Below are 26140 nucleotides of genomic sequence, written 5' to 3'. Positions count from 1 at the left end.
TCTGACATGTCCCCCATCTACGACTGCCGTGACGAGGCGCAGCTGCTCACCGGCATGCGCCAGGCGCGCCAGGCCATCGGCCGCGGCGAGCTCGTCGTCATCCCCACCGACACCGTCTACGGCGTCGCCGCCGACGCCTTCGACCACGCCGCCGTCGCCCGCCTGCTGGCGGCCAAGGGGCGCGGACGCCAGTCCCCGCCGCCCGTTCTCGTCGCAGGACTCACGACGCTGCGCGCGCTCGTGGCCGAGGTCCCCGAGCCGGTCGAACGCCTCGTGGAGGCGTACTGGCCGGGTGGCCTGACCATCGTGCTGCCGTCGCAGCCGTCGCTGTCATGGGATCTCGGCGAGACCCGCGGCACCGTCGCCGTGCGCATGCCGGCGCACCGCATCGCCCTCGAGCTCCTCGAAGAGACCGGTCCGCTCGCCGTCTCGAGCGCCAACCTCACCGGCATGGCGGCCGGCATCACCGCCGAGGACGCGGAAGGGATGCTGAAGGACAGCGTCGCCGTCTACCTCGGCGACGGACCGTCCAAGACCGGCATCCCGTCGACGATCATCGACGCGACCAGCCTCGTCGTCGGCGACGAGCCCCAGGTGCGCGTGCTGCGTGAGGGCGCGGTCAGCCGCGAGCAGCTGCGCGACGTGCTCGGCGACCTCCTCGAGCCCGACCCGGGTGCCGAGCCCGACGCCGACGCCGCGGATGCTCCGGCCGAAGAGGCTGCGGCGCCCGAGGCGCCGGAACCCGACCGCTCGTGAAGCAGTACGTCTTCACGATCCTCCTCACGGCGGCCGTCACCTTCGTCCTGTCGTGGGCGGTGTGGCGACTCAGCCTCAAGTACAAGCTGTATCCGGGCATCCGCGAACGCGACGTCCACAAGACCCCCACACCGCGCCTCGGCGGCATCGCGATGTTCCTCGGCGTGCTGGCGGCGTTCGCGGTGTCGTCGCAGCATCCCTATTTCTCCATCGTCTGGGCGCAGCCCCAGCAGATGTATGCCCTGCTCGGCGCGACCGCGCTCATCGTCGTCGTCGGCGTGCTCGACGACCTGTGGGACCTCGACTGGATGATCAAGCTCGGCGCGCAGTTCCTCGCCGCCGGCGTGATCGCGTGGTTCGGACAGCTCCAGATCTACACGCTGCCGCTCGGCGGCATGACGATCTTCTCGAGCTGGGCGAGTTTCACCCTCACCGTCTTCTCGATCGTCGTCGTCATGAACGCGGTGAACTTCATCGACGGTCTCGACGGTCTCGTCGCCGGCGTGTGCCTGATCGCGAACGGCGTCTTCTTCGCGTACTCCTACATGGTGTTCCGCGACATCGGCTCGAGCACGTACTTCACGCTGTCCTCGCTCATCGCCGCAGTGCTCATCGGCGCCTGCATCGGCTTCCTCCCGCTGAACTGGAGTCCCGCGCGCCTGTTCATGGGAGATGCCGGCGCGCTCATGCTGGGCCTTCTGATGGCGTGCTCGGCGATCTCGATCACCGGCAACTTCGACCCGGCGATGATCGCCGACAACGACGCGTTCGGCCGCTCGCAGCTCCTCGGTGCGTTCATCCCGATCCTCTTGCCGGTCGTCGTCGTCCTGCTGCCGCTGCTCGACTTCGGCCTCGCCGTCGTGCGGCGCATGAGCCGCGGCAAGTCGCCGTTCTCGCCCGACCGCAAGCACCTGCACCACCGCATGCTCGACATGGGCCACACGGATCGCGACGCCGTGCTCATCTTCTACGCGTGGACGGCGCTCGTGAGCCTGTCGGTGCTGCTGATGTACATCGGCACGACCCTCCAGTGGCCGGGGGACTACCTCTTCGGCGTCTTCTACGGCATCGTCGGCATCGCCGCATGCCTCGTCGTCACCCTTCTTCCCTCGCGCCGGCGCCCCGCACCCGCGGCGACCGCCGTCGATCCCCGACCCGAACCCGAACCGCAGCCCGATCCCGCGCCCGCACAGGAGGACGCCCGATGAGCACCAGCCCGAACCCCCGCACCCCGATCTCCAGCACCCCGATCCTGCGCACCGTCCTGGTGTGGTCGGGCTCGGTCACCGCGATCCTCGCCGTCATCGGCGCGATCGTCGGCTTCCTCGTCGCGGGCACGACGGGCCTCTGGAGCGCCCTCGCCGGCGTCCTGGTCGCCGCGGTCTTCCTCGGCATCACCGGGGCGAGCATCCTCATCGCGAACCGCTGGTTCGGCGACCCGCTCTACGTGCCGATCTTCTTCGGCATCGTGATGGGCGGGTGGATCCTCAAGTTCGTCGTGTTCATCGTCATCCTGCTCGTCCTTCGCGATCAGCCCTGGATCGAGCCGAGGGTGTTCTTCGTCGCAGCGGTCGTGAGCGTTCTCGCCTCACTGGCCGTGGACGTCGTCGTGATGGTGCGCATGCGGGTGCCCCACGTGAGCGATGTGGAGCTTCCGACCGACCCCGACGCGGGGGACAGGCGCGACGACGGGTCCTCCGGATCCTGATCCGCCGCCCCGCGGATTCAGCGACCTCACAAGTTTGATAGGCTGAACGAGCGCCCGCCCCACTCGCTTGGCGAGTACTTGCGGAGTGACGCTCATCGACCATCGTCGCAACGGTTCTCGACCGGTGCCCCGAAGCTGGAGCCAGCGCTGTCTATTCATGCTGCGACCCTGATCGCCCCCTTTGCCACGGATGAACCGCCCGTCTTCCACGGGCCCTCGATCGATGAGTTCTTCCCTGAGGTCCTCTTCAATCTGGCCGGTGTTCCGATCACTCGGATCCACCTCATCCAGTTCCTCGCCACGATCGCCGTCGTCGTGATCTTCTGGCTCGGTACGCGCCGCATGCGTGTCGTACCGGGGCGCTTCCAGAGCCTCGTCGAGATGGGACTGGACTTCGTCCGCGTCAACATCGGCGAAGACCTGCTCGGCAAGAAGGACGCCCAGCGCTTCCTGCCGATCCTCACGACGCTCTTCTTCATGATCCTGTTCATGAACATCACGGGCATCATCCCGTTCCTGAACATCGCCGGCACGAGCATCATCGCGGTGCCGCTGACGCTGGCGGTCGTGAGCTACGTCACGTTCATCTACGCCGGCATCAAGAAGAGCCCGAAGAACTTCTTCAAGAACTCGCTCTTCCCGTCGGGCGTGCCGTGGCCGATCTACATCATCGTCACGCCGATCGAGCTGATCTCGACGTTCATCATCCGGCCGGTGACGCTGACCCTCCGACTCCTCATGAACATGATGGTCGGCCACCTGCTGCTGGTGCTGTTCTTCGCGGCCACGCAGTTCTTCATCTTCGACATGGGCGGCTGGTGGTCCATCCTCGGCGCCGGCAGCCTCGCGTTCGGCTTCGTCTTCACCCTGTTCGAAATCCTGGTGGCCGTCCTCCAGGCCTACGTCTTCGCCCTTCTCACCGCGGTCTACATCCAGCTCGCGGTCGCCGAAGAGCACTGAAAGCGGGACGGCTCGCACGCCGCCCACAACTGAAAGGAAACACCCCCGTGGACGCAACTACGGTTCTCGCAGAGGTCACCGGCTCCATCGCCACCGTCGGTTACGGCCTCGCCGCCATCGGCCCGGCCATCGGCGTGGGCATCGTCGTCGGCAAGACGATCGAGGGCGTCGCCCGTCAGCCCGAGCTGGCCGGCCGCCTGCAGGTCCTCATGTGGATCGGTATCGCCTTCACCGAGGCGCTCGCCTTCATCGGCATCGCGACCGGCTTCATCTTCGGCTTCTGATCGCCACACTCTCGTCTAAGGAGACAGGATGCTGAACGCTCTTGTCACGTACGCCGCGGAAGAGGGCGCCGAAGCGGCGCACAACCCTCTGATTCCCGCGTGGTACGACATCATCTGGTCGTCGGTGTGCTTCATCGTCATCCTGGTCATCTTCTGGAAGGTCGCCCTTCCTCGGATGAAGAAGCTGCTCGACGAGCGCTCCGCTGCCATCGAGGGCAACATCGCGAAGGCCGACGAGGCCCAGCGCAAGGCCGAGGCCGCCCTCGAGGAGTACACGGCGCAGCTCGCCGATGCCCGCAAGGAGGCCGGTGAGATCCGCGACGCCGCCCGCGAGGACGGCAAGAAGATCGTCGCCGAGGCCAAGGAGACCGCTTCGGCGGAGGCCGCGCGCCTGACCACGACCGCGCACGCGCAGATCGAGGCTGAGCGCCAGACGGCACTCGTTTCGCTGCGCAGCGAGGTGGGCACGCTCGCTCTCGACCTCGCCGGCGGCGTGATCGGTGAGACGCTGTCCGACGACAAGAAGGCCCAGGCCGTCGTCGACCGCTTCCTCGCCGAGCTCGAAGAGTCCGAAGGGGCCAAGGCGTAATGGGCAGCGCGACCACTCAGGCCCTGGCGGCGACGACCGCGGCGCTGCGCGCCGCGTCGGGCGTCGACCTCGACGTGGCCGGCGAGCTGTTCGCCGTGGCGCGCGCCGTGGGCGACTCGTCGCAGCTGAGCGGCGCGCTCGCCGACTCCGCCGCGTCGGGCGAGGCGCGCCGCAAGGTCGTCGCCGACGTGTTCGGCAAGGCTGTGAAGCCCACGACGGCGTCGCTGCTGACGGCCGCCGTCGCCGAGCGGTGGTCCTCGTCCGGCGATCTCGTCGACGGCATCGAGGAGCTCGCCGTGCGTGCTGCCGCTGTCGCCGACGCGAACGCCGACGTCGAGGCCGAACTGTTCGCGTTCTCGCGGGCGGTCGCCGACAACCCCCAGCTCGAGCTCGCACTGGGGAGCCGGCTCGGTGACTCCGCCGCGAAGGGCACGCTCGTCGAGAGGCTCCTTGCGGGCCGCGCGAGCGCGGGGGCGACGCTGATCGCGTCCTCCCTGGTCCGCCAGCCCCGCGAGCGTCGCGTGCGTCAGCTGCTGGCGCGCGCCACGCGACTCGTCGCCGACCAGCGCAACCGCGCGGTCGCGACCGTCGTGGCGGCGGCCCCGCTCAGCGCCGCGCAGAGCGAGCGCCTCACGGCCGCGCTCACCAAGCGCTACGGGACGCCGGTCTCGCTGAACACCATCGTGGACCCGACCGTCGTCGGCGGTGTGCGCGTGCAGATCGCGGACGACGTGATCGACGCGAGCGTGTCGTCGCGCCTGGCCGACCTCCGTCAGCGGCTCGCCGGCTGACACAGACTTCCCGCTCACGCGGAGATTTCGGGGCCGAGGCCCCTTGAACGAAGGAAAACAATGGCAGATCTCACTATCAGCCCTGATGTCATCCGTGACGCGCTGAAGGACTTCGTCGCCGCTTACGAGCCCACCGGGGCTGCGGCCACCGAGGTCGGCACCGTCGTCGACGCCGCGGACGGCATCGCCCACGTCGAGGGCCTGCCCGGCGTCATGGCGAACGAGCTCGTGACGTTCGGCGACGGCACGCAGGGCCTCGCCCTCAACCTCGACGAGCACGAGATCGGTGTCGTCGTCCTCGGCGACTTCTCCGGCGTCGAGGCCGGCCAGCAGGTCACCCGCACCGGCGAGGTGCTCTCGGTGGCCGTCGGCGACGGCTACCTCGGTCGCGTCGTCGACCCGCTCGGCAACCCGATCGACGGCCTGGGCGAGATCGCCACCGTCGGCCGCCGCGCCCTGGAGCTGCAGGCGCCGGGCGTCATGCAGCGCAAGTCGGTGCACGAGCCGCTGCAGACCGGCATCAAGGCCATCGACGCGATGATCCCGGTCGGCCGCGGCCAGCGCCAGCTCATCATCGGCGACCGCCAGACCGGCAAGACGGCCATCGCGATCGACACGATCATCAACCAGAAGGCCAACTGGGAGTCGGGCGACGTCAACAAGCAGGTGCGCTGCATCTACGTCGCGATCGGCCAGAAGGGCTCCACCATCGCGGCCGTGAAGGGTGCCCTCGAGGACGCCGGCGCGCTGGAGTACACGACGATCGTCGCGGCCCCCGCCTCCGACCCCGCCGGCTTCAAGTACCTCGCGCCGTACACCGGCTCGGCCATCGGCCAGCACTGGATGTACGAGGGCAAGCACGTCCTGGTCATCTTCGACGACCTGTCGAAGCAGGCCGAGGCCTACCGCGCCGTGTCGCTGCTCCTGCGCCGCCCGCCGGGCCGCGAGGCCTACCCGGGTGACGTCTTCTATCTGCACTCGCGTCTGCTCGAGCGTTGCGCGAAGCTGTCCGACGAGCTCGGCGCAGGCTCCATGACCGGTCTTCCGATCATCGAGACCAAGGCCAACGACGTCTCGGCGTACATCCCGACCAACGTGATCTCGATCACCGACGGCCAGATCTTCCTGCAGTCCGACCTGTTCAACGCCAACCAGCGCCCCGCAGTCGACGTCGGCATCTCGGTCTCGCGAGTCGGCGGCGACGCCCAGGTCAAGTCGATCAAGAAGGTCTCCGGCACGCTCAAGCTCGAGCTCGCCCAGTACCGCTCGCTCGAGGCGTTCGCGATGTTCGCCTCCGACCTGGATGCCGCTTCGCGTCGCCAGCTCGCCCGCGGCGCGCGTCTGACCGAGCTGCTCAAGCAGCCGCAGTACTCGCCGTACCCGGTGGAGGAGCAGGTCGTCTCGATCTGGGCCGGCACCAACGGCAAGCTCGACTCGATCGAGGTCGAGGACGTGCTGGCGTTCGAGCGCGAGCTGCTCGACTACCTGCGTCGCAACACCACGATCCTCGACACCCTGCGCGACACGAACGTCCTCGACGACGACACCGCGGCCGAGCTGGCGAAGAAGACCGACGAGTTCATCCTCGAGTTCCAGGCCGGCAAGGGCCAGTCGATCACCAAGCCCGGCCACGAAGAGGTCGCGGCTGCGCAGGCCGACGACGTGAACCAGGAGAAGATCGTCAAGGGCCGCCGCTAAGGCGGGCCTGGGCTAGCAGACATGGGCGCACAACTCCGGGTCTACAAGCAGAAGATCTCTTCTGCTCAGACGACCAAGAAGATCACGAAGGCGATGGAACTCATCGCGGCTTCGCGCATCCAGAAGGCGATGGCGCGTGTGCGCGCGTCGTCGCCCTTCGCGCGGGCCGTGACGCGTGCCGTCTCCGCCGTGGCGACGCACTCCAACGTCGACCACCCGCTGACCGTCGAACGAGAGACGATCCGCCGCTCCGCGGTCGTGATCTTCTCGTCCGACCGCGGTCTCGCGGGCGCGTTCAACTCGCAGATCCTCCGAGAGGGCCTCGAGCTCGCGCAGCTGCTGCGCGAGGAGGGCCGGGAGCCGGTGTTCTACCTTGTCGGCCGCAAGGCCGTCGGGTACTTCCAGTTCCGTCGCATGGAGAGCGCTGCCGAGTGGACGGGTGACACCGACACCCCGCACTTCACCACGGCGGAGGAGATCGCGGCGACTCTGCTCGACGCGTACGACCGCGGCGGCGAAGAGAACGGCGTCGACGAGATCCACCTCGTCTACAACCGCTTCGTCAGCATGATGACGCAGTCGCCCGAGACGGTGCGACTGCTCCCGCTCGAGGTCGTCGAGGCGGAGGAGTCGTCCTCGGCAGCGGTCTACCCGCTGTACGAGTTCGAGCCGGACGCCGAGACCGTGCTCGACGCGCTCCTGCCGGTGTACATCCAGAGCCGCGTCTTCAACGCACTCCTGCAGTCGTCGGCCGCGAAGCACGCCGCGACGCAGAAGGCGATGAAGTCCGCCAGCGACAACGCCGACAAGCTCATCACCGACTACACGCGCCTGCGCAACAACGCGCGCCAGGCCGAGATCACGCAGCAGATCGCCGAGATCGTCGGCGGAGCCGACGCCCTGTCCTCGGGCAAGTAACGCTCCTGCGCAGACAGACCACACGAAAGAGAAGAAGCCATGAGCCTCACCGCTGACAAGACCGAGACGGCGGTCGTCGGGCGCGTCGCCCGCGTCACCGGCCCCGTCGTCGACATCGAGTTCCCGCACGACTCGATCCCCGACATCTACAACGCGCTGAAGACGACGATCGTGATCGGCGACGACGCGTCCGAGATCACGCTCGAGGTCGCTCAGCACCTCGGTGACGACCTCGTCCGCGCCATCTCGCTCAAGCCGACGGACGGCATGGTCCGCGGCCAGGAGGTGCGCGACACCGGCGGCCCCATCACGGTCCCCGTCGGCGACGTCACCAAGGGCAAGGTGTTCAACGTCACCGGCGACATCCTGAACGGCGAGCCGGGCGAGACGATCGAGATCACCGAGCGCTGGGGCATCCACCGCAAGGCGCCGTCGTTCGACCAGCTCGAGTCCAAGACCGAGATGTTCGAGACCGGCATCAAGAGCATCGACCTGCTCACCCCGTACGTGCAGGGTGGAAAGATCGGCCTGTTCGGCGGTGCCGGCGTCGGCAAGACCGTCCTCATCCAGGAGATGATCCAGCGCGTCGCGCAGGACCACGGCGGTGTGTCGGTGTTCGCCGGTGTCGGCGAGCGCACCCGTGAGGGCAACGACCTCATCGGCGAGATGGAGGAGGCGGGCGTCTTCGACAAGACCGCGCTCGTCTTCGGCCAGATGGACGAGCCGCCGGGGACGCGTCTGCGCGTGGCCCTGTCGGCCCTGACGATGGCGGAGTACTTCCGCGACGTGCAGAAGCAGGACGTGCTGCTGTTCATCGACAACATCTTCCGCTTCACGCAGGCCGGTTCCGAGGTCTCGACGCTGCTCGGCCGCATGCCGTCCGCGGTGGGCTACCAGCCGAACCTCGCCGACGAGATGGGCGTCCTCCAGGAGCGCATCACCTCGACGCGCGGTCACTCGATCACGTCGCTCCAGGCGATCTACGTCCCCGCCGACGACTACACCGACCCGGCGCCGGCCACGACGTTCGCGCACCTCGACGCGACCACCGAGCTTTCGCGCGAGATCGCGTCGAAGGGTCTGTACCCCGCCATCGACCCGCTGACGTCGACGAGCCGCATCCTCGACCCGCGCTACATCGGCGAGGACCACTACCGCGTGGCCACGGCCGTCAAGCAGATCCTCCAGAAGAACAAGGAGCTGCAGGAGATCATCGCGATCCTCGGTGTCGACGAGCTCTCGGAAGAGGACAAGATCGTCGTCTCCCGCGCGCGCCGCATCCAGCAGTTCCTCTCGCAGAACACCTACATGGCGAAGAAGTTCACCGGTGTCGAGGGCTCGACGGTTCCGATCAAGGAGACCATCGAGTCGTTCGACGCCATCGTCAAGGGCGACTTCGACCACGTCGCCGAGCAGGCGTTCTTCAACGTCGGCGGCATCTCCGACGTCGAAGAGCAGTGGGCGCGCATCCAGAAGGAGAACGGCTGACATGCCGCTCAAGGTGAGCCTCGTCTCCGCGGACGCGGAGGTCTGGTCGGGGGAGGCGTCGCTCGTCGTCGCCAAGACCGTCGAGGGCGAGATCGGCTTCATGACCGGCCACGAGCCGGTGCTCGCGATCCTCGCCGAGGGTCAGGTGCGCATCACCGAGACGTCCGGCACGAAGATCATCGCCAACGCGCAGGACGGGTTCCTGTCGATGGAGGGCGACGATCTCACGATCGTGGCCGGAAACGCCGCACTGATCTCCTGATCGACCATCATTCGCACTCGGCCGGTCCCCTCGGGGATCGGCCGAGTCGTTTCATCCGGCGACGTCGCCCCGAGCCCCGCCACGGAGAGCCATGCTGATCCTGCTGCCCCCGTCCGAGACGAAGCGGACCGGCGGCAGACGCGCGCCGCTGGATGCCGCAGGACTCGCGCTGCCGGAGCTCGCACCGCAGCGTGACGCCGTCGTGACGGCCCTGGTCGCCCTCTCGGCCGATGAGGAGCACGCCGCACGCGTCCTCAAGCTCGGCCCCCAGCAGCGCGGCGAGGTCGCCGTGAACGCCGTGCTGCGCGAAGCACCGACCATGGCGGCGATCGACCGCTACACCGGTGTCCTCTTCGACGCGCTGGATGCGGCATCCGTCTCCACCGCCGGACGTCGCTGGCTGGGAGCCCATGTCCTCGTGCACTCGGCGCCGTTCGGGCCGGTGGGCGCGCTGGATCCGATCCCGGCGTACCGTCTCGGCGCCGCCACGTCTCTTCCGGGCGTGCCGCCGCTGCGGCGACTGTGGAGCGCCGATGTGACCGCCGCTCTCGCTGCGCTCGCGCCGCGGTTCGTGCTCGATCTCCGCTCCGAGGCCTACGTCGGGCTCGGCCCCGTACCGGCCGGCGTCGCTTCGCGGTACGTGCGGGTCGTGAGCGAGGGCGCCGACGGCGCCGTGCGCGCCCTCAACCACTTCAACAAGCACGCGAAGGGCGCGCTCGTGCGCCGGCTGGCAGAGGATCGCCCGCGAATCGGGTCTGCCGCGGCCTTCCTGACATGGGCGGATGCTGCGGGCCTGCGCGTCCGCGAGACCGACGCCGGCGAACTCGAGCTCTTCGCCTGAGTTGCTACGCGGTCGGCGTGCGCACCGCCGAGAAGCGATTGCGGCGGCGCACCGCGAAGCCGAGACGCTCGTACGCGGCGATCGCCCCGACGTTCGACGCCGCCGCGTGCAGCAGTGCGCGGTCGCCGCGCTCCTGGATGTGGAAGGCGACGTCGAGCACGAGTCGCGACGCGAGCCCCTGACGGCGGTGGTCGGCGTCGACGGCGACGGCGCTGATCTCGGTCCAGCCCTCGGGGTGCAGGCGCTCGCCCGCCATTGCGACCAGCCGGCCGTCGCGGCGGATGCCGATGTACCGTCCGAGCTCGTAGGTGCGCGGCCGGAACGGGCCGGGCTGGTTTCGCTCGACGATCGCGAGCATCTCGGGAACGTCGTCGGCGCCCAGCACGATCGCTTCGGGATAGGGCTGCGGTCGCAGCGCGTCGGTCTCGACGAGCTGCACCCCCTCGCCCTGGCCGACGACCTCCCATCCCGCCGGCACTTCGCCCTCGTACCCCGACAGCCCGATCTCGGCACCGGGGCCCACGAGGTCGACGAGCGCCTGCCACACCGCCGGCTCGTCCCACGAGCGCACCGCGACGAACGGCGCCACGTCTTCCGGATAGCGGCGCACGAGGTCGTCGCCGATCGCGAACGAGGCGTGCGGACCGGTGAGCGCGTGCCACGGGGCGTTGTCGAGCACGGTGGCATCGGCGTGCGGGGCATCGAGGACGGGGGCGAGGGAGGCATCGGGCACCCGCCCACTCTGCGCCTGCCGTCCCGTCGCCGCAAATGCCCGGCGTCACCGCACGCAACACGTGCGATGACGCCGCCGGGTCAGCGCTTCGTGTGCTCGGCGGTGCGCTCGGTGTTCTCGGCGATCGCGATGAGGGCGACGACCGCCTCGATGATGAACCTGAGCAGGATGATCGCGAGGAACGTCACCACCGGCACCACGATGATGGTCGCGACGAGCCCGGTGATGCCGGCGCCGACGTTCAGCCACATCACCGAGATCGCACTCATGATGCCGCCGACGAAGTACACGATGAAGCCGATGGCGATCGCGATCAGGCCGACGAAGTAGAACACGCTCGCCAGTCGCCGCGTGATGAAGGTGCGGAACGACAGGTCGAACAGCGCCGAGAAGAACCCTCGGCCGACCTCGTTGACCTCACCGCGGACCGTCGGGACACCGGTGTCGTCAGGATCGGCCGCGCGCGCGGCGTCGGCTGCGGACTGCGGGGGCAGCGGCGGAGGAGTCGAGGCGGACGGAGTCTGGTCGGTCATGGCAGCCCTTCGGTCGGGAGATCTGCTCAGGGTATCCACCGCCGCCTCAGTGGGCCATCCCCTTGATATGGGGGGCCAATGCTGACAGGCAGCTGAGAGCGTCGCTAGCATGTGTCGAGCGGAGCAGGGGCTCCGTGGCGCGCTTGGGCGCTCCCCGAACCGACTCTCTCGGAGGTCGCTCCACATGGATTACAACGACGGCAGCGGAGCCGGGGCGCTCATCGCCTGGCTCGTGCTCGCTCCCTTCCTCTTCCTGCTCGCGATCGCCGGATACGTCATCGGCTCGTGGTTCCTCATGAAGGTCTTCGACAAGGCCGGCGTCCAGGGCCGCTGGCGTGCATGGGTGCCGGTCTACAACACGCTGATCTTCGTCAAGCTCGGCGATCTCAACCCGTGGTGGCTGCTGATCCTCTGGGGCGGCGCCGTCGTACTCGGGTGGGTTCCGGTGCTCGGCACCCTCATCGGGATCGCCGCCTTCATCTACACGCTCCTCGCCGCCTGGCGCGTGGGCCTGAAGCTGCAGAAGGAAGCCGTCTGGCTCATCCTCTACTTCTTCCTCGCGATCGTGTGGCTCGGCATCAACGCGTTCGACCGCTCGCGCTGGAACACGGCGATCCCCGCAGCCCCGTGGGCGGGCACCTTCCTCGCCGACAACACCGTGTGGTCGGGCATCCCCGCCCAGGCACCGGCCGGCGGCTACCCGCCGAACCCGGCCACCGCTCCCGGCTACGGCGCCCCTGCGGGCTACCAGCCGCCGGCCGGCTACACGCCGCCCGCGCCTCCCGCCGGCTACACGCCGCCGCCCGCGCCCCCGGCCGCGCCCGCCGCTCCGGTGCCGCCGCCCGCTGCCCAGCCCCCGGTCGCGCAGCCTCCGGTCACGCCGCCGGCCACGACCGAGCCTCCGGCAGCGCCTCCGGCCGCACAGCCCCCGGTGACGCCGCCGCCCCCGGCCGAGCCGCCCACCACCGAGCCGCCGGCGCCTGACGCGCCCAAGCCGTAACCGCATCGACAGCCCCTCGCCCGATGGCGAGGGGCTGTCGTTTCACCCCGGGCGGCGGCATCCGCATCCGGGGATAGCGTGGACGCATGACCTCGACTGTTCCCCTGCGCCGGGTCGGCGCGTCCGGCCTGCTCGTCTCCGCCGTCGGCCTCGGCTGCAACAACTTCGGTCGCCCCGGCACCCGCACCGAGACGCTGGAGGGCACCCGGGACGTGCTCGACGCCGCGATCGACGCCGGTGTGACGTTCCTCGACACCGCCGACATGTACGGCGGCGATCCGGGGCAGTCCGAGACGCTGATGGGGGAGGCGCTCGAGGGGCGGCGCGACCAGGTCGTCCTGGCGACCAAGTTCGGGCATCCCGGCCGCGACATGGGCTACCCGCCGTCGGGCGCGAAGGGCTCGCGGTCGTACATCCGGCGCGCGGTCGAGGCATCCCTCACCCGCCTGAAGACCGAGTGGATCGACCTGTACCAGCTGCACGTGCCCGACAACGACACGCCGATGGAGGAGACGCTCGACGCGCTCGGCGACCTCGTCCGGGAGGGCAAGGTGCGCTACATCGGGCACACGAACTTCTCGGGCTGGCAGGTCGCGGAGGGCCATTTCACCGCGCTCATGCGCCACGGCGTGCCCTTCGTCTCGGCGCAGAACGAGTACAGCCTGCTGGCGCGCGGAGCCGAGCGGAACGTGCTGCGGGCCGTCGAGCGCTACGGTCTCGGCTTCTTCCCGTACTTCCCGCTCCACAACGGGCTGCTGACCGGGAAGTTCACGCGGGATGCCGCGCCGGCCGACACGCGCATCATCCGGCAGCGTCGCCACATCTACGACGACGCGCCGTGGGAGGCACTCGAGGGATATCGGGCGTTCTGCGACGAGCGGGGCATCACGATGCTCGAGGCGACCTTCGGGTGGCTGCTGTCGCGTCCGGCGCTGTCGAGCGTCATCGCGGGTGCGACCACTCCCGAGCAGGTCCGCGGCAACGCCGCGGCGGCCTCGGCGTGGACGCCGACGGCCGCGGACCTTGCGGCGATCGACGCGCTGTTCCCGCCGCCGGAGGCCGCCGCCTGACGCCTCGACGCACCGCGTCGGGCGAGTTCGCCGAGGGCGTAGGTGCCGGACTGTCGGCGGAAAGCACGCAGGCGTAGCGTCGCTATCCGTGCGCGGTCCGCGTGAGCGGATGAGTCCGCGCGCCGGAAAGGACCGTCGTGCTCGGCAAGCTCCTGGTGCGGTATCTGAGTCCCGCGTGGCCGCTCATCGTGGCGGTGGTCGTCTTCCAGCTGGCGCAGTCGATCGCGTCGCTGTGGCTGCCGACCCTGAACGCCGACATCATCGACAACGGCGTCGTCACCGGCGACATCCCGTACATCTGGTCGACCGGCGGCGTGATGCTGATCGTGAGTCTCGTGCAGGTGGTGTGCGCGATCGTCGCGGTGTACTTCGGGTCGCGCCTCGCGATGGGCATGGGCCGGGACCTGCGCGGCGACCTGTTCCATCGGGTGGTCGCGTTCTCGCAGCGGGAGGTCGGCCAGTTCGGCGCCCCGTCGCTCATCACCCGCAACACCAACGACGTGCAGCAGGTGCAGATGCTGGTGCAGGTGTCGGCGACGCTCATGATCTCGGCGCCCATGCTGGCGATCGGCGGCGTGATCATGGCCATCAGCCAGGACGTCGGCCTGTCGTGGCTGATGGCGGTGGCGATCCCGGTGCTGCTCATCATCGTCGGGCTCATCGTGTGGCGCATGGTCCCGGCATTCACCCAGATGCAGAAGCGCATCGACCGCGTGAACCAGATCATGCGCGAGCAGCTGAGCGGCATCCGTGTCGTGCGGGCGTTCGTTCGTGAGCGTGAGGAGCGCGCCCGCTTCGAGGCCGCCAGCGACGATGTGAAGGCGACAGGTCTGCGTGCCGGCAACCTGATGGCCCTGATGTTCCCCGCGGTGATGCTGGTCATGAACGTCTCGAGCGTCGCGGTCATCTGGTTCGGCGCGTTCCAGGTGCAGAACAACGGCGTCCAGATCGGCACGCTGTTCGCGTTCCTCACCTACCTGATGCAGATCCTCATGGGCGTCATGATGGCAACCTTCATGTTCGTGATGATCCCGCGCGCCGCGGTCTGCGCGAACCGCATCGGCGAGGTGCTCGAGACCGATCCGTCGGTGTCGGCGCCCGAGACCGCGGTGTCGGCTCCGGCCCCCACCGGCCGCATCGAGTTCGACCACGTCGACTTCGCGTACCCCGGCGCCGAGGAGGCCGTGCTGCACGACGTCACTTTCACCGTCGAGCCGGGCACGACGACGGCGGTGATCGGCTCGACCGGCTCGGGCAAGACGACGCTCGTCAGCCTCGTGCCGCGCCTGTTCGACGTGACCGCGGGCAGCGTCCGCGTCGACGGCGTCGACGTGCGCGACTACGACCCCGATGAGCTCTGGACCCGCGTCGGGCTCGTCCCGCAGCGCGCCTTCCTGTTCTCGGGCACGATCGCGTCGAACCTGCGCTACGGCGATCACGATGCGACCGACGAGCAGCTGTGGACCGCGCTCGAGCTCGCCCAGGCAGCCGACTTCATCCGTGCGATGCCCGAAGGGCTCGAGGCGCCGATCGCCCAGGGCGGCACGAACGTGTCGGGCGGCCAGCGCCAGCGCCTCGCGATCGCGCGGGCGCTCGTGAAACGTCCCGAGTCGTACATCTTCGACGACTCGTTCTCGGCACTGGACCTGAGGACGGATGCGGCGCTGCGCCGCGCGCTCGACACCCACCTGCCCGATGCGACCCGGCTCGTCGTCGCGCAGCGTGTCTCGACGATCCAGCACGCCGACCAGATCCTCGTTCTCGAACACGGGCGCATCGTCGGGATCGGCACACACGACGAGCTCGTCGAGGCCAACGAGACGTACCGCGAGATCGTGGAATCCCAGCTCGCGGCGGAGGCGGCGGCATGAGCGGGCCGGGGCGGGCACCGCAGCGCATGCCGATCGGCCGCGGCCCCATGGGTCAGGCGACGGGCGGCGAGAAGGCGCAGAACTTCGGTCCGAGCGCGAAGCGCCTGCTCGCGACCCTGCGCTCGGACATGCCGCGGCTCTGCGTGGTGCTCGTGTTCAGCATCCTGTCGGTCACGCTCTCGGTGATCGGCCCGAAGCTGCTCGGCGAGGGCACGAACGTGGTGTTCGCGGGCTTCATCTCGCTGCAGGTGCCGGCGGGCGTGACCAAACAGCAGGTCGTCGACCAGCTCGTCGCGTCGGGCAATCAGGACCAGGCGAACATGGTCGCGGCGATGGACTTCGTGCCCGGTGCCGGCATCGACTTCGACCAGCTCGCGCGGATCCTCACGCTGGTGCTGCTCGTCTACGTGTTCTCTAGCCTGTTCGGGTGGCTGCAGGCCCGCATCCTCAACGGCGTGGTGCAGCGCGCGATGCACCGGCTGCGTCTGCAGGTCGAGGACAAGGTGCACCGCCTGCCGTTGTCGTACTTCGACCGTGTGCAGCGCGGCGAGCTGCTCAGCCGCGTCACGAACGACGTCGACAACATCGGGCAGACGATGCAGCAGACCCTGTCGCAGGTCGTCATCTCCCTGCTGACCGTGATCGGCGTTCTCACGATGATGTTCATCATCTCGCCGCTGCTGGCGGTCATCGCCCTCGTCACCATCCCGCTGACGATCCTCATCACCGTGCTCGTGGCCAAGCGCTCGCAGAAGCTCTTCGTGCAGCAGTGGAAGACGACAGGCGTGCTCAACGCCCGGGTGGAGGAGACGTTCTCCGGCCACTCGGTCGTGAAGGTGTTCGGCCACCAGAAGGAGGTCGAGGCGGACTTCCGCGCCGAGAACGAGGAGCTGTACCGGTCGAGCTTCGGGGCGCAGTTCCTCTCGGGCGTGATCATGCCCTCGATGATGTTCATCGGCAACCTCGTGTACGTCGCGATCGCCGTCGTCGGCGGACTCCAGGTGGCCGCCGGGCTCATGTCCATCGGCGACGTGCAGGCGTTCATCCAGTACTCCCGGCAGTTCACCCAGCCGCTCAGCCAGCTCGGGTCGATGGCGAACCTGCTGCAGTCCGGCGTCGCCAGCGCAGAGCGCGTGTTCGAACTGCTCGACGAGGAGGAGCAGACGCCCGACGACGACCCGGCCGAGACCGCGCCGGAGTCGGCGAGCAGGCTGGAGTTCGAGGGCGTCTCATTCCGGTACACGCAGGACAAGCCGCTGATCGACTCGCTGACGCTGGCCGCGCGGCCTGGCAGCACGGTCGCGATCGTCGGGCCCACCGGCGCCGGCAAGACGACCCTCGTGAACCTCATCATGCGGTTCTACGACGTCGACTCGGGCCGCATCGTCCTGGACGGCGTCGACACCCGGCGCATGACGCGCGACGACCTCCGCGCGCGCACCGGGATGGTGCTGCAGGACACCTGGCTGTTCGCGGGCACCATCCGCGAGAACATCGCGTACGGGCGACCGGAGGCGTCCGAGGAGGAGATCGTCGCCGCGGCGACGGCGGCCTACGTCGACCGCTTCGTGCACGCGCTGCCCGACGGCTACGACACGATGCTCGATGACGAGGCCACCAACCTCAGCGTGGGTGAGCGTCAGCTCGTGACGATCGCCCGGGCATTCCTCGCCGATCCGCGCATCCTCATCCTGGACGAGGCGACGTCGTCCGTGGACACCCGCACCGAGCTGCTCATCCAGCGAGCGATGTCGCGGCTGCGCGAGGACCGGACGGCGTTCGTGATCGCCCACCGGCTGTCGACGATCCGGGACGCCGACCTCATCCTCGTGATGGAGAACGGCGCGCTCGTCGAGCAGGGGTCGCATAACGAGCTGCTCGCGCAGAAGGGCGCGTACTGGCGCCTCTACAACGCGCAGTTCGAGGGCGCGGCCGAAGAGGAAGAGGCGCTCGAGGTGCCGACCGTGCCGCTGTCGCCGCCGCCCACGACTGCGCAGATCGTCGTCGAAGCGCTCGCCGAGTCCGAAGACGCCGTCGAGTAACCCACTAGTATGTGAGGACGCCGGGGCGATGGGTTCCGGCGTATTCCGACGGGGAGGACAGGGCGTGCCCGAAGTTTCCACCCAGTCTCTCGCCGTCCCGGTTCCCGGTGGCGTGCTCGAGCTCTCCTGGGCGGCCGTGACCGACACCGGACGCCGTCGCGAGGTGAACCAGGATGCGATGTTCGCGGCGTATCCGCTGTTCGTCGTCGCCGACGGCATGGGTGGGCATGTCGGGGGTGAGATCGCCAGTGCGAGCGCGATCGAGCGACTCCGCGCCGTCGCCGACAGCGGCACGGTGACGCCCAAGACCATCGAGAAGGCGCTCGCGCGCGCCGTCAAGGACATCGCGTCGCACCCCGAGGCGACGGACGACGGCACCGGCACCACGGTGACCGGCGTGTTCCTCGACACATCGGGGGACGCCGCCCACTGGGTCACGCTGAACATCGGCGACTCGCGGGTGTACCTCGTGCGCGATGGCGCGATCGTGCAGATCACCACCGACCACTCGGTCGTGCAGGAACTCGTCGCGGCAGGACGACTGAGTCCCGAAGAGGCCGAGAACCACCCCTACGGCAACGTCATCACCCGTGCCGTGGGGCCGAGCGAAGGCGTCACGCCCGACTACGTGCGGCTGGACGCTCTCGACGGCGACCGCTTCGTCATCTGCTCCGACGGGCTGACGAAGGAGCTCACCGACTACGGCATCCGCCACTTCCTCGAGGAGAACGCCGACGCGGGCGACGCGGCATCCGCCATGCTCGAGGCGGCGCTCGAGAACGGCGGCCGTGACAACATCACCATCATCGTGCTCGATGTGGGTCGCCCGGCCGACGACGTCTCCTCCACAGACGAGGACTGACCGCCGCGATCCACAGATCCGGCTTGCGGGGATCCGGGTCGATCCGGCTCGCGCTGGACTGGGCGCATGCGCTCGACCGCTCCTTCGACCTTCGCGACCGGTGGCGTCCTCGACGATGAGCCGCTCGCGCTGCCAGCAGCGTGGAGTCCTCCGCCGCGCCCCCCGCTGCCGCTCGTGGCCGGGATCGTGCCCGTCGTCGGTGCCGTCGCGCTCTGGCTCGTCACCGGCTCCCTCTTCTCCCTCTGGTTCGCGCTCCTCGGCCCGCTGATCGCGGCGGCGACCATGCTCGACGCACGCCGCGCCGCCCGCCGCGACGGCCGGCGCGCCGCAGCCGACGCGATGCGCGCCCGCGCCGAGGTCTCCGCGGCCGTGACGGCGCGTCACGAGAGCGAGCGGGCGCAGCTGTGGGCGCGGCATCCCGATGTCGCGCGCCTCGCCACCCGCGACGGCGAGATCTGGCGCGGCGGCCGTGATGCGTGCCTCGTGGTCGGCGAGGGCGAGCGCGCGAGCGTCGTCCGGGTGACCGGAGGAGACGGAGATCCGGATGCTGCGGAGCTGCGTCGTCGCGCGGCCCGCGTCGCGGGGGCGCCGGTGACGCTCCCTCTCGCCGCCGGCGTGGTGGTCGTGGGCGGTGAGACACTGGCCGCCGCCGTCCAGCGGGCGCTGGTCCTGCAGGCGTGCCTCGCCTTCGCGCCGGACGAGCTGCATGTCCTCCCGCCCCTCGGGCGCGGTCTCGACTGGATGGAGGCGCTGCCGCACCGGGACTGCCGGGGCGGATCACAGCTGGCAGTCGTCGGTCCCGGTGAAGTGGTCCCCGCGGACGCCGACCTCGTCATCGCGCGCGGTCGACCCGGCGAGCCACTGCCACCGAGGTGCCAGGCGGTGCTCACGATCTCCTCGCCCGGCGTCGCGCGTCTCGAGCACGCCGGCGAGGTCGTGCCGGTGCGCGTCGAGGCGGTGGCCCGGGGGCAGGCGGAGGAGATCGCCGCCGAACTCTCCACTCGCGCCGACCACAGCCTGGGACTGCGGCGCGGGGCGTCGGAGCCGATCGCCCTGTCACCGCTGCTGGCCGCCGTGCCGGCCACGGCCGGCGGGCTCCCTGCGGTCATCGGCGCGAGCCGCAGCGAGCCGGTGCTCGTCGACCTCGTCGCCGACGGACCTCACGCGGTGGTCGCGGGAGTCACCGGGGCCGGCAAGAGCGAGCTGCTGATCACCTGGATCCTCGCGCTCTGCGCCACCCGCTCTTCAGATGAGGTGACCTTCCTGCTGGCGGACTTCAAAGGAGGCACGGCGTTCGACGGCCTCGCCGGGGTTCCCCATGTCACCGGGGTCATCACCGACCTCGACGGCTCCGGCGCCCGCCGCGCCATCGAGAGCCTGCGGGCCGAGCTCCGCCGTCGCGAGGCGGCGATCGCCGCGGCCGGCGCCCGTGACATCGGCGACCCGCGGGTACGGCTGCCGCGGCTCGTCGTGGTGGTCGACGAGTTCGCGGCTCTCCTGGGCGATCACCCCGAGCTGCACAGTCTGTTCGCGGATCTCGCGGCCCGCGGCAGGGCCCTCGGGATCCATCTCATCCTCGGCACCCAGCGGGCGGTGGGGGTGATCCGGGACAACCTGCTGGCGAACTGCCCGCTGCGGATCAGCCTGCGCGTGACCGACGCGGCCGACAGTCGCGCGCTGCTGGGCACGGAGGATGCCGCGCGCCTGCCCGGCGGGGTCTCGGGCCGCGGGGCGGCGTTCGTCCGTCGCGCCGGCGATGCGAGTCCCGAGCAGCTGCGAATCGCGCTGTCCGCCCCCGCCGACGTCGCGGCGGCCGCGCTCAAGGTCGGGCACCGTGCGCCCCGTCGGCCCTGGCTGCCGGAGCTGCCGAAGCTGCTGACCCTCGACGATCTCGTGGGTCGCTCGGCGGCGGAGCGGGACGCACCTCCCGCGGGCGCCGTGCTTCTCGGGCTGGCCGACGAACCCGAGCACCAACGGCAGCCGGTCGCGTTCCTGGGCGCGTCCGACCGTGGGCTGCTGGTGCTCGGAGGGCCGGCGTCTGGGGTGTCGAATGCGCTCGACCTCGTGCAAGCCCAGTTGCGCGGGGCGGCGGTGCGCCTGCCGGCGCATCCCGAGCGGCTCTGGGATGCCGTCGCCGCACTGCACGAGGAGCTGCCGCGCCCCGGCTCGGCGGTGCTCGTCGATGATCTCGACGGGGTCGCACCGCGGCTGCCGCCCGAGTACGCGCAGATCGTCACGGAGCGGATCGAAGCGCTCGTGCGCCGGGCCGCCGATGCCGGCGTGCTCATGGTGGTGGGAGCGCACCGGCTGACCGGTCCCGTGTCGCGCATCGCCGAACTCTTTCCGCGTCGGCTCGTGCTGCCGTACGCCACGCGCGTCGATCACGCATCGGCCGGGGGTGATCCCTCGACGTTCGATGCGGCCGCGCCCTCCGGGCGGGGGCGACTCGACGGACGGACGCTCCAGCTCGCGATGGCGCCCTCCGCGTGGCGAGAGTCGTTCGAGCCCGACGCCCCGTGGATCCCCTCCGCCGCGCTCACCGGAGTCGTGGCTCGGCGCTCGCCGGCCGGGCGACGCGCGCTCGCCGCCTGGGAGGAGCGCGGGGTGCGCGTGCTCGGCGTCGAAGCCTACGTGGCGGAACCGGCTGCCGTGGCCACGGCGCGAGTGGTCGTCGTGGGGGAGCCCGACGACTGGCAGCGGCAGTGGCGCCTCCTCGCAGATGTGCGCGGCGACCACGACCTCGTGATCGACGCGTCGTGCGCGTCGGAGCTCCGCGTCCTCACGGGGTTCCGCGGAGCACCGCCCTACTGCGAGCCCGGTGCCGGGCGCGCGTGGCTCATCTCGGCCGGAGCGGATCCCGTCCGCATTGTCCTCCCGTCGTGACATGTCCGGCCTGACCGTCGGGCGGATGCCTTGACCGGTGCTTCTCGCACGCCATAGCGTCGGCCTGTGGCCACATCCCCGATCGATCTGCACCGCCCCGAGGGCAAGGGACTCGCCGCGGGCACGCTGGGCCTGTGGGGTTCCACCGTCATCGGCCTCGCGTCGACCGCGCCCGTCTACTCCCTGGTGGCGACCCTCGGGTTCGTTGTGCTGGCGGTCGGGGCGCAGGCGCCCATCGCGTTCGTCATCGCGTTCATCCCGATGCTCTTCATCGCCTTCGCCTATCGCGAGCTCAACAACGACGTCCCCGACTGCGGCACCACCTTCACATGGGGCACCAAGGCCTTCGGGCCATGGGTCGGCTGGATGGGCGGGTGGGGCGTCGCCGTCGCCGGCATGGTCGTGCTGGCGAACCTCGCGCAGATCGCCGGCATCTACTTCTGGGCGCTCGTGGACGGCATCGTGGGAAATCCCGAGGATGCACTCCTCGCCGACAACGTTGCGCTCGTCACGGCGACGGGTGTGGTGTTCATCGCGGCGATGACCTGGGTCAGCTGGCGGGGCGTCGAGATCGGCGAGCGCATCCAGAACGTGCTGCTGGCGATCCAGTACCTCGCCCTCGCGATCTTCGTGGTTGCTGCGCTCTGGCAGTTCTTCGCCGGCACGGCGCCGGACCCGACGCCGTTCGACTGGTCGTGGTTCAACCCGTTCGCGTTCACCGAGTGGAGCGGGTTCGTCGAGGCCGTGCTGCTCGCGCTCTTCATCTACTGGGGCTGGGACACGTGCCTCGCCCTCAACGAGGAGACCAAGGACCCCAAGCGCATCCCGGGCCGTGCGGCTCTGCTGACGACGGTCATCCTGCTCTTCACCTATGTCGGCGTGACGGTGGCCGCGATGATGTACGCCGGCCTCGGCGAGACGGGGACGGGCCTCGGCAACGAGGCGAACGCGGACGACTTCTTCCTCGCGATCAAGGACGGCCTGCTCGGGCCGCTGGGCTGGGTGCTGGTGGTCGCGGTGATGATCTCGGCGATCTCGTCGACGCAGACCACGATCCTGCCGACGGCTCGCGGCACGCTGTCGATGGCCGCCTACAAGGCACTGCCCCGCCGGTTCGCCACGGTGCACCCGCGGTACAAGACGCCGTCGTTCTCGACGCTCGTGATGGGCGTCGTCGCGATCGTCTACTACGTCGGCATGACCTTGATCAGCGACAACATCCTGCAGGACTCCATCCTGTCCCTCGGGCTCGCGATCGCCTTCTACTACGCGATCACCGGCTACGCCTGCGTGTGGTACTTCCGGCGGGAGCTGTTCAACAGCGCGAGGAACTTCTTCTACCGGTTCCTCTTCCCGCTGCTGGGGTCCCTGATGCTGACGTACGCGTTCGTGCAGTCCGCCAGCGACATGTACGACCCCGACTACGGCTATGGCGGTGGCATCGGCCCCGTCGGCAGCACGTTCCTGCTCGGCATCGGCTCGCTCGCGTTCGGCGTGCTGCTCATGGTCCTGTGGTTCCTCTTCCCCCGCGCGAAGGCGTTCTTCCGGGGGGAGAGCCTCAACCGGGACACCCCGGTGCTCGTTCCCGAGGACCCGGCAGACTTCGCCCGGTCGATCGACGGCGGGCTCGTCTGAAGCGGAGCGCCACGGCCCTCACGGACCGAGGTGCGCCCCGCAGCCGACGTCGTACGCCTCCCGCAGCCAGGCCGCGACAGCCTCGTCGAACTCGCCCGCGTCGGCGAGGCGGAGCTGGTGCACGAAAAGCCGTCGTCCGTACGGCGACGCGCTGAGGACACGGGGGTCGGGCGGAAGCTCGCGCATGAGGTCGAAGTACCCGCGAACCCCCGCGCGCCACGGCCTGAAGCCGGCGAACCCGCGACGCGGTCCCTTGAACGTGATCGTCGTCTTCGCGACCGAATGCGTCACGGGGCCGAACGATCGGATCAGCTCGTCGATGCGGTGCCACAACTCGACCGCGGCGGGGTCCGCATCCCTCAGGTGATCCTCCACCGTCCACACCCGGGCGTCCGTCATCCCCCCAGTCTCGGCCAGGGCGCCGACACGCGCACCTCGGCAGAAGGGCGGAAGCCCCGGACTCCCGAAGGAGTCCGGGGCTTCTGAAGCCGGGACCGCTGTCAGACCAGGGCGGCGTCCAGCGGCGCGAGCTCGAGTCCGTGCGCCGTCGCCACGCCCGCGTTGACCACGCGGCCGCCGACGGTGTTGAGACCGGCCGCGAGCGCGGCATCCGCTCGGAGCGCTTCCTTCCACCCGCGACGCGCGATCTGGCGGATGTAGGGGAGGGTGGCGTTGGTGAGCGCCGAGGTCGATGTGTTGGGCACCGCGCCCGGCATGTTCGCGACGCAGTAGAAGATGCTGCCGTGCACCGGGAAGGTCGGATCGGCGTGCGTGGTGGGGTGCGTGTCCTCGAAGCAGCCGCCCTGGTCGACGGCGATGTCGACGAGCACGGAGCCCGGCCGCATACGCGAGACCATGTCGTTGGTCACGAGCTTCGGCGCCTTCGCGCCCGGGATGAGCACCGAGCCGATGACGAGATCCGAGGCGGTGACCGCCCGATCGAGGTCGAGCGGGTTCGATGCGGCGGTCTTGACCCGGCCCTGGAAGTGGTCGTCGAGGTAGCGAAGACGCTGCACGTTGGTGTCGAACACGGTGACGTCGGCGCCCATGCCCACCGCGATCACCGCGGCATTGGCGCCGGCGACGCCGCCGCCGATGACGGTGACCGTGGCCGGTCGCGTGCCCGGCACCCCCGACATGAGCAGGCCGAGGCCTCCGGCGGAGCGCATCAGCGTCGCGGCGCCGACCGTCGGGGCGAGACGCCCGGCGACTTCGCTCATGGGCGCGAGCAGCGGGAGCCCGCCACCGGCCAGCTGGACGGTCTCGTAGGCGATCGCTGTCACGCCGTCGGCGACGAGGCGCTCGGTGAGCGGCCGGTCGGCCGCGAGGTGCAGGTACGTGAACAGCACGAGGTCGTCGCGGAAGTAGCCGTACTCGCTCGCGATGGGCTCCTTGACCTTGAGGAGCAGCTCGGCGCGCTCCCACACCTCGGCGGCATCGTCGAGCAGCACCGCCCCCGCGTCCTCGTACTCGGCATCCGGCATCGACGAGCCCTCGCCCGCGCCGCGCTGCACGAAGACCTCATGGCCGGATGCGACCAGGTCGTGCACGCCCGCGGGCGTGAGGGCGACCCGATACTCGTTGTTCTTCACCTCGGTGGGGACGCTGATCCGCATCGTGTGATCCTTTCCGCTCCGCCGTTGGAGCGCTCGGGCTCCTCGTGGGAGCGCCTCTAGAAAGCGGGGCGGATGGCCCCGACATCCTGTCCGCCGCCGGTGACGGCCAGCGGAAGCCTCGACATCGTGTCGGCGACATCCGCCGACGCCAGCGCGCCGTGCCGCTCGAGCAGGCGCACCGCGACGGCGGTCGCGGCGCGGCCGCTGCCGTCGAGCATCTTGAGTGCGACCGTCGTGCCGTTCGGGGCGACCATCACCATGACGCCCTCGGCGCCGCCCTTGGCGAACACGCCCAGCCGTTCGATGACGACCGTGTCGGCGCGGCCGGGGCCGTCGATCGTCCACGGGTCGGCGCGCACCGCTTCGACGAGTGCGCCCGCGCTGCGGTGCAGAGCGAAGGGGGACGTCGTCGACGAGTTGCCGATCCGATGGATCGCGCGCGCGAGACCGAACAGGGTCATCGCGTAGACGGGAGCGCCACAGCCGTCGACGGCGGTCGCGGCGACCTTCTCGCCGATCAGGCGTTCGACGGTCTCACGGACGAGGATCTGCACCGGATGATCCGGCGCCAGGTAGCTTTCGGGATCCCACCCGTTCAGGACGCTCGTGACGAGCATCGCGGCGTGCTTGCCGGAGCAGTTCATCCGGATGCGCGACGGCTGTCCGAGTTCACGCACCAGCTCGTCACGCGTCGACGTGTCGCCGGGCCACGCTGCGGGGCATCCCAGTGCGTCCTCGCCGAGTTCGGCGAGGGACAGGATGTCGCGGACCACCGCGACGTGACGGTCGGTGCCGGAGTGGCTCGCGGTCGCGAGGGCCAGTCGCTCGCCCTCGAGGGGCGCGCCTGCCGAGAGGCACGCGAGCGCCTGCAGCGGCTTGAGGCTGGAGCGGGGGAGGATCAGCGCCGAAGGATCGCCGAGCTTCTCGGCGATGGTGCCGTCGGCGGCGAGCACGATGGCGATGCCGGCGTGGCGCGACTCGACGAAACCGCTGCGTTCGACGACGGCGAGCTCGACGGCGTCGGTCGCGGCGAAGGTCTGCGGCACCCCGACAGCCTACCGCCGGAGGGGCTGTCCGCCCGCATGACAGACTGTGCTCATGTGGGGCGAGCATCGATACTCCGTCCGGACGACGTGGACCGGTGACCGCGGCACCGGTACGTCGGGCTACCGGGACTACGACCGGGCGACGACCATCGAGATCGACGGCAAGCCGGCTCTGCTCGCTTCCTCCGACAAGCCCTTCCGCGGAGACCCGTCGCGCTGGAACCCCGAGGACATGCTGCTGGCGTCGCTCAGCGAGTGCCACCTGCTGTCATACCTCCACGCGTGCGTGCAGGCGGGCGTGGTGGTCGTGGGCTACGAGGACGAGGCATCCGGTCTCATGGTCGAGGACGGCCGCGGCGGCGGCGCGTTCCGCGAGGTCGTGCTGCGCCCGCGCGTGACCGTCGCGGACGCGTCGATGACGGATGCCGCGGGCGCTGCGCATGCGCAGGCGAACGAGTGGTGCTTCATCGCGAACTCCGTGAACTTCCCGGTGCGCCACGAGCCCACGATCCTCGTCGCTCCGGCCGGTCGTTGAGCGCGCGGCATTCCCCGGT

The 26140-nt window shown here is 69.9% G+C and carries 25 protein-coding genes; 20 read left to right on the top strand and 5 right to left on the bottom strand.

Annotated elements, in window-relative coordinates; all coding sequences use genetic code 11:
* Positions 1–6: 6 nt before the first annotated feature.
* The 12 genes from ASF40_RS14520 to ASF40_RS14465 all read left to right on the top strand — a co-directional run bounded on the left by ASF40_RS14520 (position 7) and on the right by ASF40_RS14465 (position 10295).
* A complete protein-coding gene (locus tag ASF40_RS14520) occupies positions 7–756 on the top strand; it encodes an L-threonylcarbamoyladenylate synthase (RefSeq protein ID WP_056370298.1) in 750 nt (249 codons plus the stop codon).
* Complete coding sequence (locus tag ASF40_RS14515) at positions 753–1964, top strand: MraY family glycosyltransferase (protein ID WP_056370296.1); 1212 nt, start codon at positions 753–755, stop codon at positions 1962–1964. Before ASF40_RS14520 ends, ASF40_RS14515 begins: the two co-directional genes overlap by 4 nt.
* Positions 1961–2464: a hypothetical protein gene (locus ASF40_RS14510; RefSeq protein WP_056370293.1), complete on the top strand. Its 504-nt coding sequence runs from the start codon at positions 1961–1963 to the stop codon at positions 2462–2464. The genes ASF40_RS14515 and ASF40_RS14510 overlap by 4 nt, the downstream gene beginning before the upstream one ends.
* Before the next feature lie 168 nt (positions 2465–2632).
* Positions 2633–3424, top strand: coding sequence for a F0F1 ATP synthase subunit A (atpB, locus tag ASF40_RS14505; protein WP_235560275.1), 792 nt, complete (start codon positions 2633–2635; stop codon positions 3422–3424).
* Positions 3425–3471: 47 nt separating this feature from the next.
* A complete protein-coding gene (gene atpE, locus ASF40_RS14500) occupies positions 3472–3708 on the top strand; it encodes an ATP synthase F0 subunit C (RefSeq protein ID WP_045297529.1) in 237 nt (78 codons plus the stop codon).
* A 28-nt stretch (positions 3709–3736) separates the two neighbouring features.
* Positions 3737–4297, top strand: coding sequence for a F0F1 ATP synthase subunit B (locus ASF40_RS14495; protein WP_056370292.1), 561 nt, complete (start codon positions 3737–3739; stop codon positions 4295–4297).
* Positions 4297–5088, top strand: coding sequence for a F0F1 ATP synthase subunit delta (locus ASF40_RS14490; protein ID WP_056370290.1), 792 nt, complete (start codon positions 4297–4299; stop codon positions 5086–5088). Before ASF40_RS14495 ends, ASF40_RS14490 begins: the two co-directional genes overlap by 1 nt.
* Before the next feature lie 60 nt (positions 5089–5148).
* On the top strand, positions 5149–6786 hold the full coding sequence (atpA, locus tag ASF40_RS14485) for a F0F1 ATP synthase subunit alpha (RefSeq protein ID WP_056370287.1): 1638 nt from the start codon (positions 5149–5151) through the stop codon (positions 6784–6786).
* A 21-nt stretch (positions 6787–6807) separates the two neighbouring features.
* Complete coding sequence (locus ASF40_RS14480; protein WP_056370285.1) at positions 6808–7704, top strand: F0F1 ATP synthase subunit gamma; 897 nt, start codon at positions 6808–6810, stop codon at positions 7702–7704.
* A 39-nt stretch (positions 7705–7743) separates the two neighbouring features.
* Positions 7744–9192 carry a F0F1 ATP synthase subunit beta gene (gene atpD, locus ASF40_RS14475; RefSeq protein WP_056370284.1) on the top strand — a complete coding sequence of 483 codons (1449 nt, stop codon included), beginning with the start codon at positions 7744–7746 and terminating at the stop codon, positions 9190–9192.
* Position 9193: 1 nt separating this feature from the next.
* Complete coding sequence (locus ASF40_RS14470) at positions 9194–9454, top strand: F0F1 ATP synthase subunit epsilon (protein WP_045297537.1); 261 nt, start codon at positions 9194–9196, stop codon at positions 9452–9454.
* Between the two features lie 91 nt (positions 9455–9545).
* The gene (locus tag ASF40_RS14465; protein ID WP_056370281.1) at positions 9546–10295 is read left to right on the top strand and encodes a YaaA family protein; all 750 of its coding nucleotides are present in this window, start codon (positions 9546–9548) and stop codon (positions 10293–10295) included.
* Positions 10296–10299: 4 nt separating this feature from the next.
* Here the strand turns inward: ASF40_RS14465 and ASF40_RS14460 are convergent, their stop codons facing one another.
* Both ASF40_RS14460 and ASF40_RS14455 read right to left on the bottom strand, forming a co-directional pair.
* Positions 10300–11028, bottom strand: a complete 729-nt coding sequence (locus tag ASF40_RS14460) for a GNAT family N-acetyltransferase (protein WP_056370279.1) — start codon at positions 11026–11028, stop codon at positions 10300–10302.
* 80 nt (positions 11029–11108) lie between these two features.
* Entirely contained in the window at positions 11109–11561 is a 453-nt protein-coding gene (locus ASF40_RS14455; RefSeq protein ID WP_056370278.1) for a DUF4282 domain-containing protein, read from the bottom strand.
* A gap of 184 nt (positions 11562–11745) precedes the next feature.
* Between ASF40_RS14455 and ASF40_RS14450 the strand changes: the two genes are divergently transcribed.
* The 7 genes from ASF40_RS14450 (at position 11746) to ASF40_RS14420 (ending at position 22924) form a co-directional block, all read left to right on the top strand.
* Positions 11746–12561, top strand: coding sequence for a DUF5684 domain-containing protein (locus tag ASF40_RS14450; RefSeq protein WP_200919495.1), 816 nt, complete (start codon positions 11746–11748; stop codon positions 12559–12561).
* Positions 12562–12647: 86 nt separating this feature from the next.
* Positions 12648–13631: an aldo/keto reductase gene (locus ASF40_RS14445; RefSeq protein ID WP_056370276.1), complete on the top strand. Its 984-nt coding sequence runs from the start codon at positions 12648–12650 to the stop codon at positions 13629–13631.
* A gap of 137 nt (positions 13632–13768) precedes the next feature.
* The gene (locus ASF40_RS14440; protein ID WP_056370274.1) at positions 13769–15502 is read left to right on the top strand and encodes an ABC transporter ATP-binding protein; all 1734 of its coding nucleotides are present in this window, start codon (positions 13769–13771) and stop codon (positions 15500–15502) included.
* The gene (locus ASF40_RS14435) at positions 15499–17544 is read left to right on the top strand and encodes an ABC transporter ATP-binding protein (protein ID WP_056370272.1); all 2046 of its coding nucleotides are present in this window, start codon (positions 15499–15501) and stop codon (positions 17542–17544) included. The genes ASF40_RS14440 and ASF40_RS14435 overlap by 4 nt, the downstream gene beginning before the upstream one ends.
* Positions 17545–17608: 64 nt before the next feature.
* Entirely contained in the window at positions 17609–18406 is a 798-nt protein-coding gene (locus ASF40_RS14430; RefSeq protein ID WP_056370269.1) for a PP2C family protein-serine/threonine phosphatase, read from the top strand.
* 66 nt (positions 18407–18472) lie between these two features.
* The gene (locus tag ASF40_RS14425) at positions 18473–21289 is read left to right on the top strand and encodes an FtsK/SpoIIIE domain-containing protein (RefSeq protein ID WP_056370267.1); all 2817 of its coding nucleotides are present in this window, start codon (positions 18473–18475) and stop codon (positions 21287–21289) included.
* A 66-nt stretch (positions 21290–21355) separates the two neighbouring features.
* Positions 21356–22924, top strand: coding sequence for an APC family permease (locus tag ASF40_RS14420; RefSeq protein WP_056370265.1), 1569 nt, complete (start codon positions 21356–21358; stop codon positions 22922–22924).
* 18 nt (positions 22925–22942) lie between these two features.
* Here the strand turns inward: ASF40_RS14420 and ASF40_RS14415 are convergent, their stop codons facing one another.
* The 3 genes from ASF40_RS14415 to ASF40_RS14405 form a co-directional block, all read right to left on the bottom strand.
* The gene (locus ASF40_RS14415; protein WP_056370263.1) at positions 22943–23323 is read right to left on the bottom strand and encodes a DUF5655 domain-containing protein; all 381 of its coding nucleotides are present in this window, start codon (positions 23321–23323) and stop codon (positions 22943–22945) included.
* Positions 23324–23424: 101 nt separating this feature from the next.
* The gene (gene ald, locus ASF40_RS14410; protein WP_056370261.1) at positions 23425–24540 is read right to left on the bottom strand and encodes an alanine dehydrogenase; all 1116 of its coding nucleotides are present in this window, start codon (positions 24538–24540) and stop codon (positions 23425–23427) included.
* A 56-nt stretch (positions 24541–24596) separates the two neighbouring features.
* The gene (locus tag ASF40_RS14405; RefSeq protein WP_056370259.1) at positions 24597–25586 is read right to left on the bottom strand and encodes an asparaginase; all 990 of its coding nucleotides are present in this window, start codon (positions 25584–25586) and stop codon (positions 24597–24599) included.
* 52 nt (positions 25587–25638) lie between these two features.
* Between ASF40_RS14405 and ASF40_RS14400 the strand changes: the two genes are divergently transcribed.
* The gene (locus ASF40_RS14400) at positions 25639–26121 is read left to right on the top strand and encodes an OsmC family protein (protein ID WP_056370257.1); all 483 of its coding nucleotides are present in this window, start codon (positions 25639–25641) and stop codon (positions 26119–26121) included.
* Positions 26122–26140 lie beyond the last annotated feature (19 nt).

The organism is Microbacterium sp. Leaf288 (assembly GCF_001422925.1).
Lineage (GTDB): Bacteria > Actinomycetota > Actinomycetes > Actinomycetales > Microbacteriaceae > Microbacterium.
Note: the sequence above shows the minus strand (reverse complement) of the source record. Positions and strands in the feature narration are given on the sequence as shown.

Bases quoted from the DNA above. Each gene is read 5' to 3' on its own strand.
- ASF40_RS14520 (WP_056370298.1), top strand. From the start codon at position 7: ATGTCCCCCATCTACGACTGCCGTGACGAGGCGCAGCTGCTCACCGGC.
- ASF40_RS14510 (WP_056370293.1), top strand. From the start codon at position 1,961: ATGAGCACCAGCCCGAACCCCCGCACCCCGATCTCCAGCACCCCGATC.
- ASF40_RS14495 (WP_056370292.1), top strand. From the start codon at position 3,737: ATGCTGAACGCTCTTGTCACGTACGCCGCGGAAGAGGGCGCCGAAGCG.
- ASF40_RS14490 (WP_056370290.1), top strand. From the start codon at position 4,297: ATGGGCAGCGCGACCACTCAGGCCCTGGCGGCGACGACCGCGGCGCTG.
- atpA (WP_056370287.1), top strand. From the start codon at position 5,149: ATGGCAGATCTCACTATCAGCCCTGATGTCATCCGTGACGCGCTGAAG.
- ASF40_RS14480 (WP_056370285.1), top strand. From the start codon at position 6,808: ATGGGCGCACAACTCCGGGTCTACAAGCAGAAGATCTCTTCTGCTCAG.
- atpD (WP_056370284.1), top strand. From the start codon at position 7,744: ATGAGCCTCACCGCTGACAAGACCGAGACGGCGGTCGTCGGGCGCGTC.
- ASF40_RS14470 (WP_045297537.1), top strand. From the start codon at position 9,194: ATGCCGCTCAAGGTGAGCCTCGTCTCCGCGGACGCGGAGGTCTGGTCG.
- ASF40_RS14465 (WP_056370281.1), top strand. From the start codon at position 9,546: ATGCTGATCCTGCTGCCCCCGTCCGAGACGAAGCGGACCGGCGGCAGA.
- ASF40_RS14455 (WP_056370278.1), bottom strand. From the start codon at position 11,561: ATGACCGACCAGACTCCGTCCGCCTCGACTCCTCCGCCGCTGCCCCCG.
- ASF40_RS14450 (WP_200919495.1), top strand. From the start codon at position 11,746: ATGGATTACAACGACGGCAGCGGAGCCGGGGCGCTCATCGCCTGGCTC.
- ASF40_RS14445 (WP_056370276.1), top strand. From the start codon at position 12,648: ATGACCTCGACTGTTCCCCTGCGCCGGGTCGGCGCGTCCGGCCTGCTC.
- ASF40_RS14435 (WP_056370272.1), top strand. From the start codon at position 15,499: ATGAGCGGGCCGGGGCGGGCACCGCAGCGCATGCCGATCGGCCGCGGC.
- ASF40_RS14425 (WP_056370267.1), top strand. From the start codon at position 18,473: ATGCGCTCGACCGCTCCTTCGACCTTCGCGACCGGTGGCGTCCTCGAC.
- ASF40_RS14415 (WP_056370263.1), bottom strand. From the start codon at position 23,323: ATGACGGACGCCCGGGTGTGGACGGTGGAGGATCACCTGAGGGATGCG.
- ald (WP_056370261.1), bottom strand. From the start codon at position 24,540: ATGCGGATCAGCGTCCCCACCGAGGTGAAGAACAACGAGTATCGGGTC.
- ASF40_RS14400 (WP_056370257.1), top strand. From the start codon at position 25,639: ATGTGGGGCGAGCATCGATACTCCGTCCGGACGACGTGGACCGGTGAC.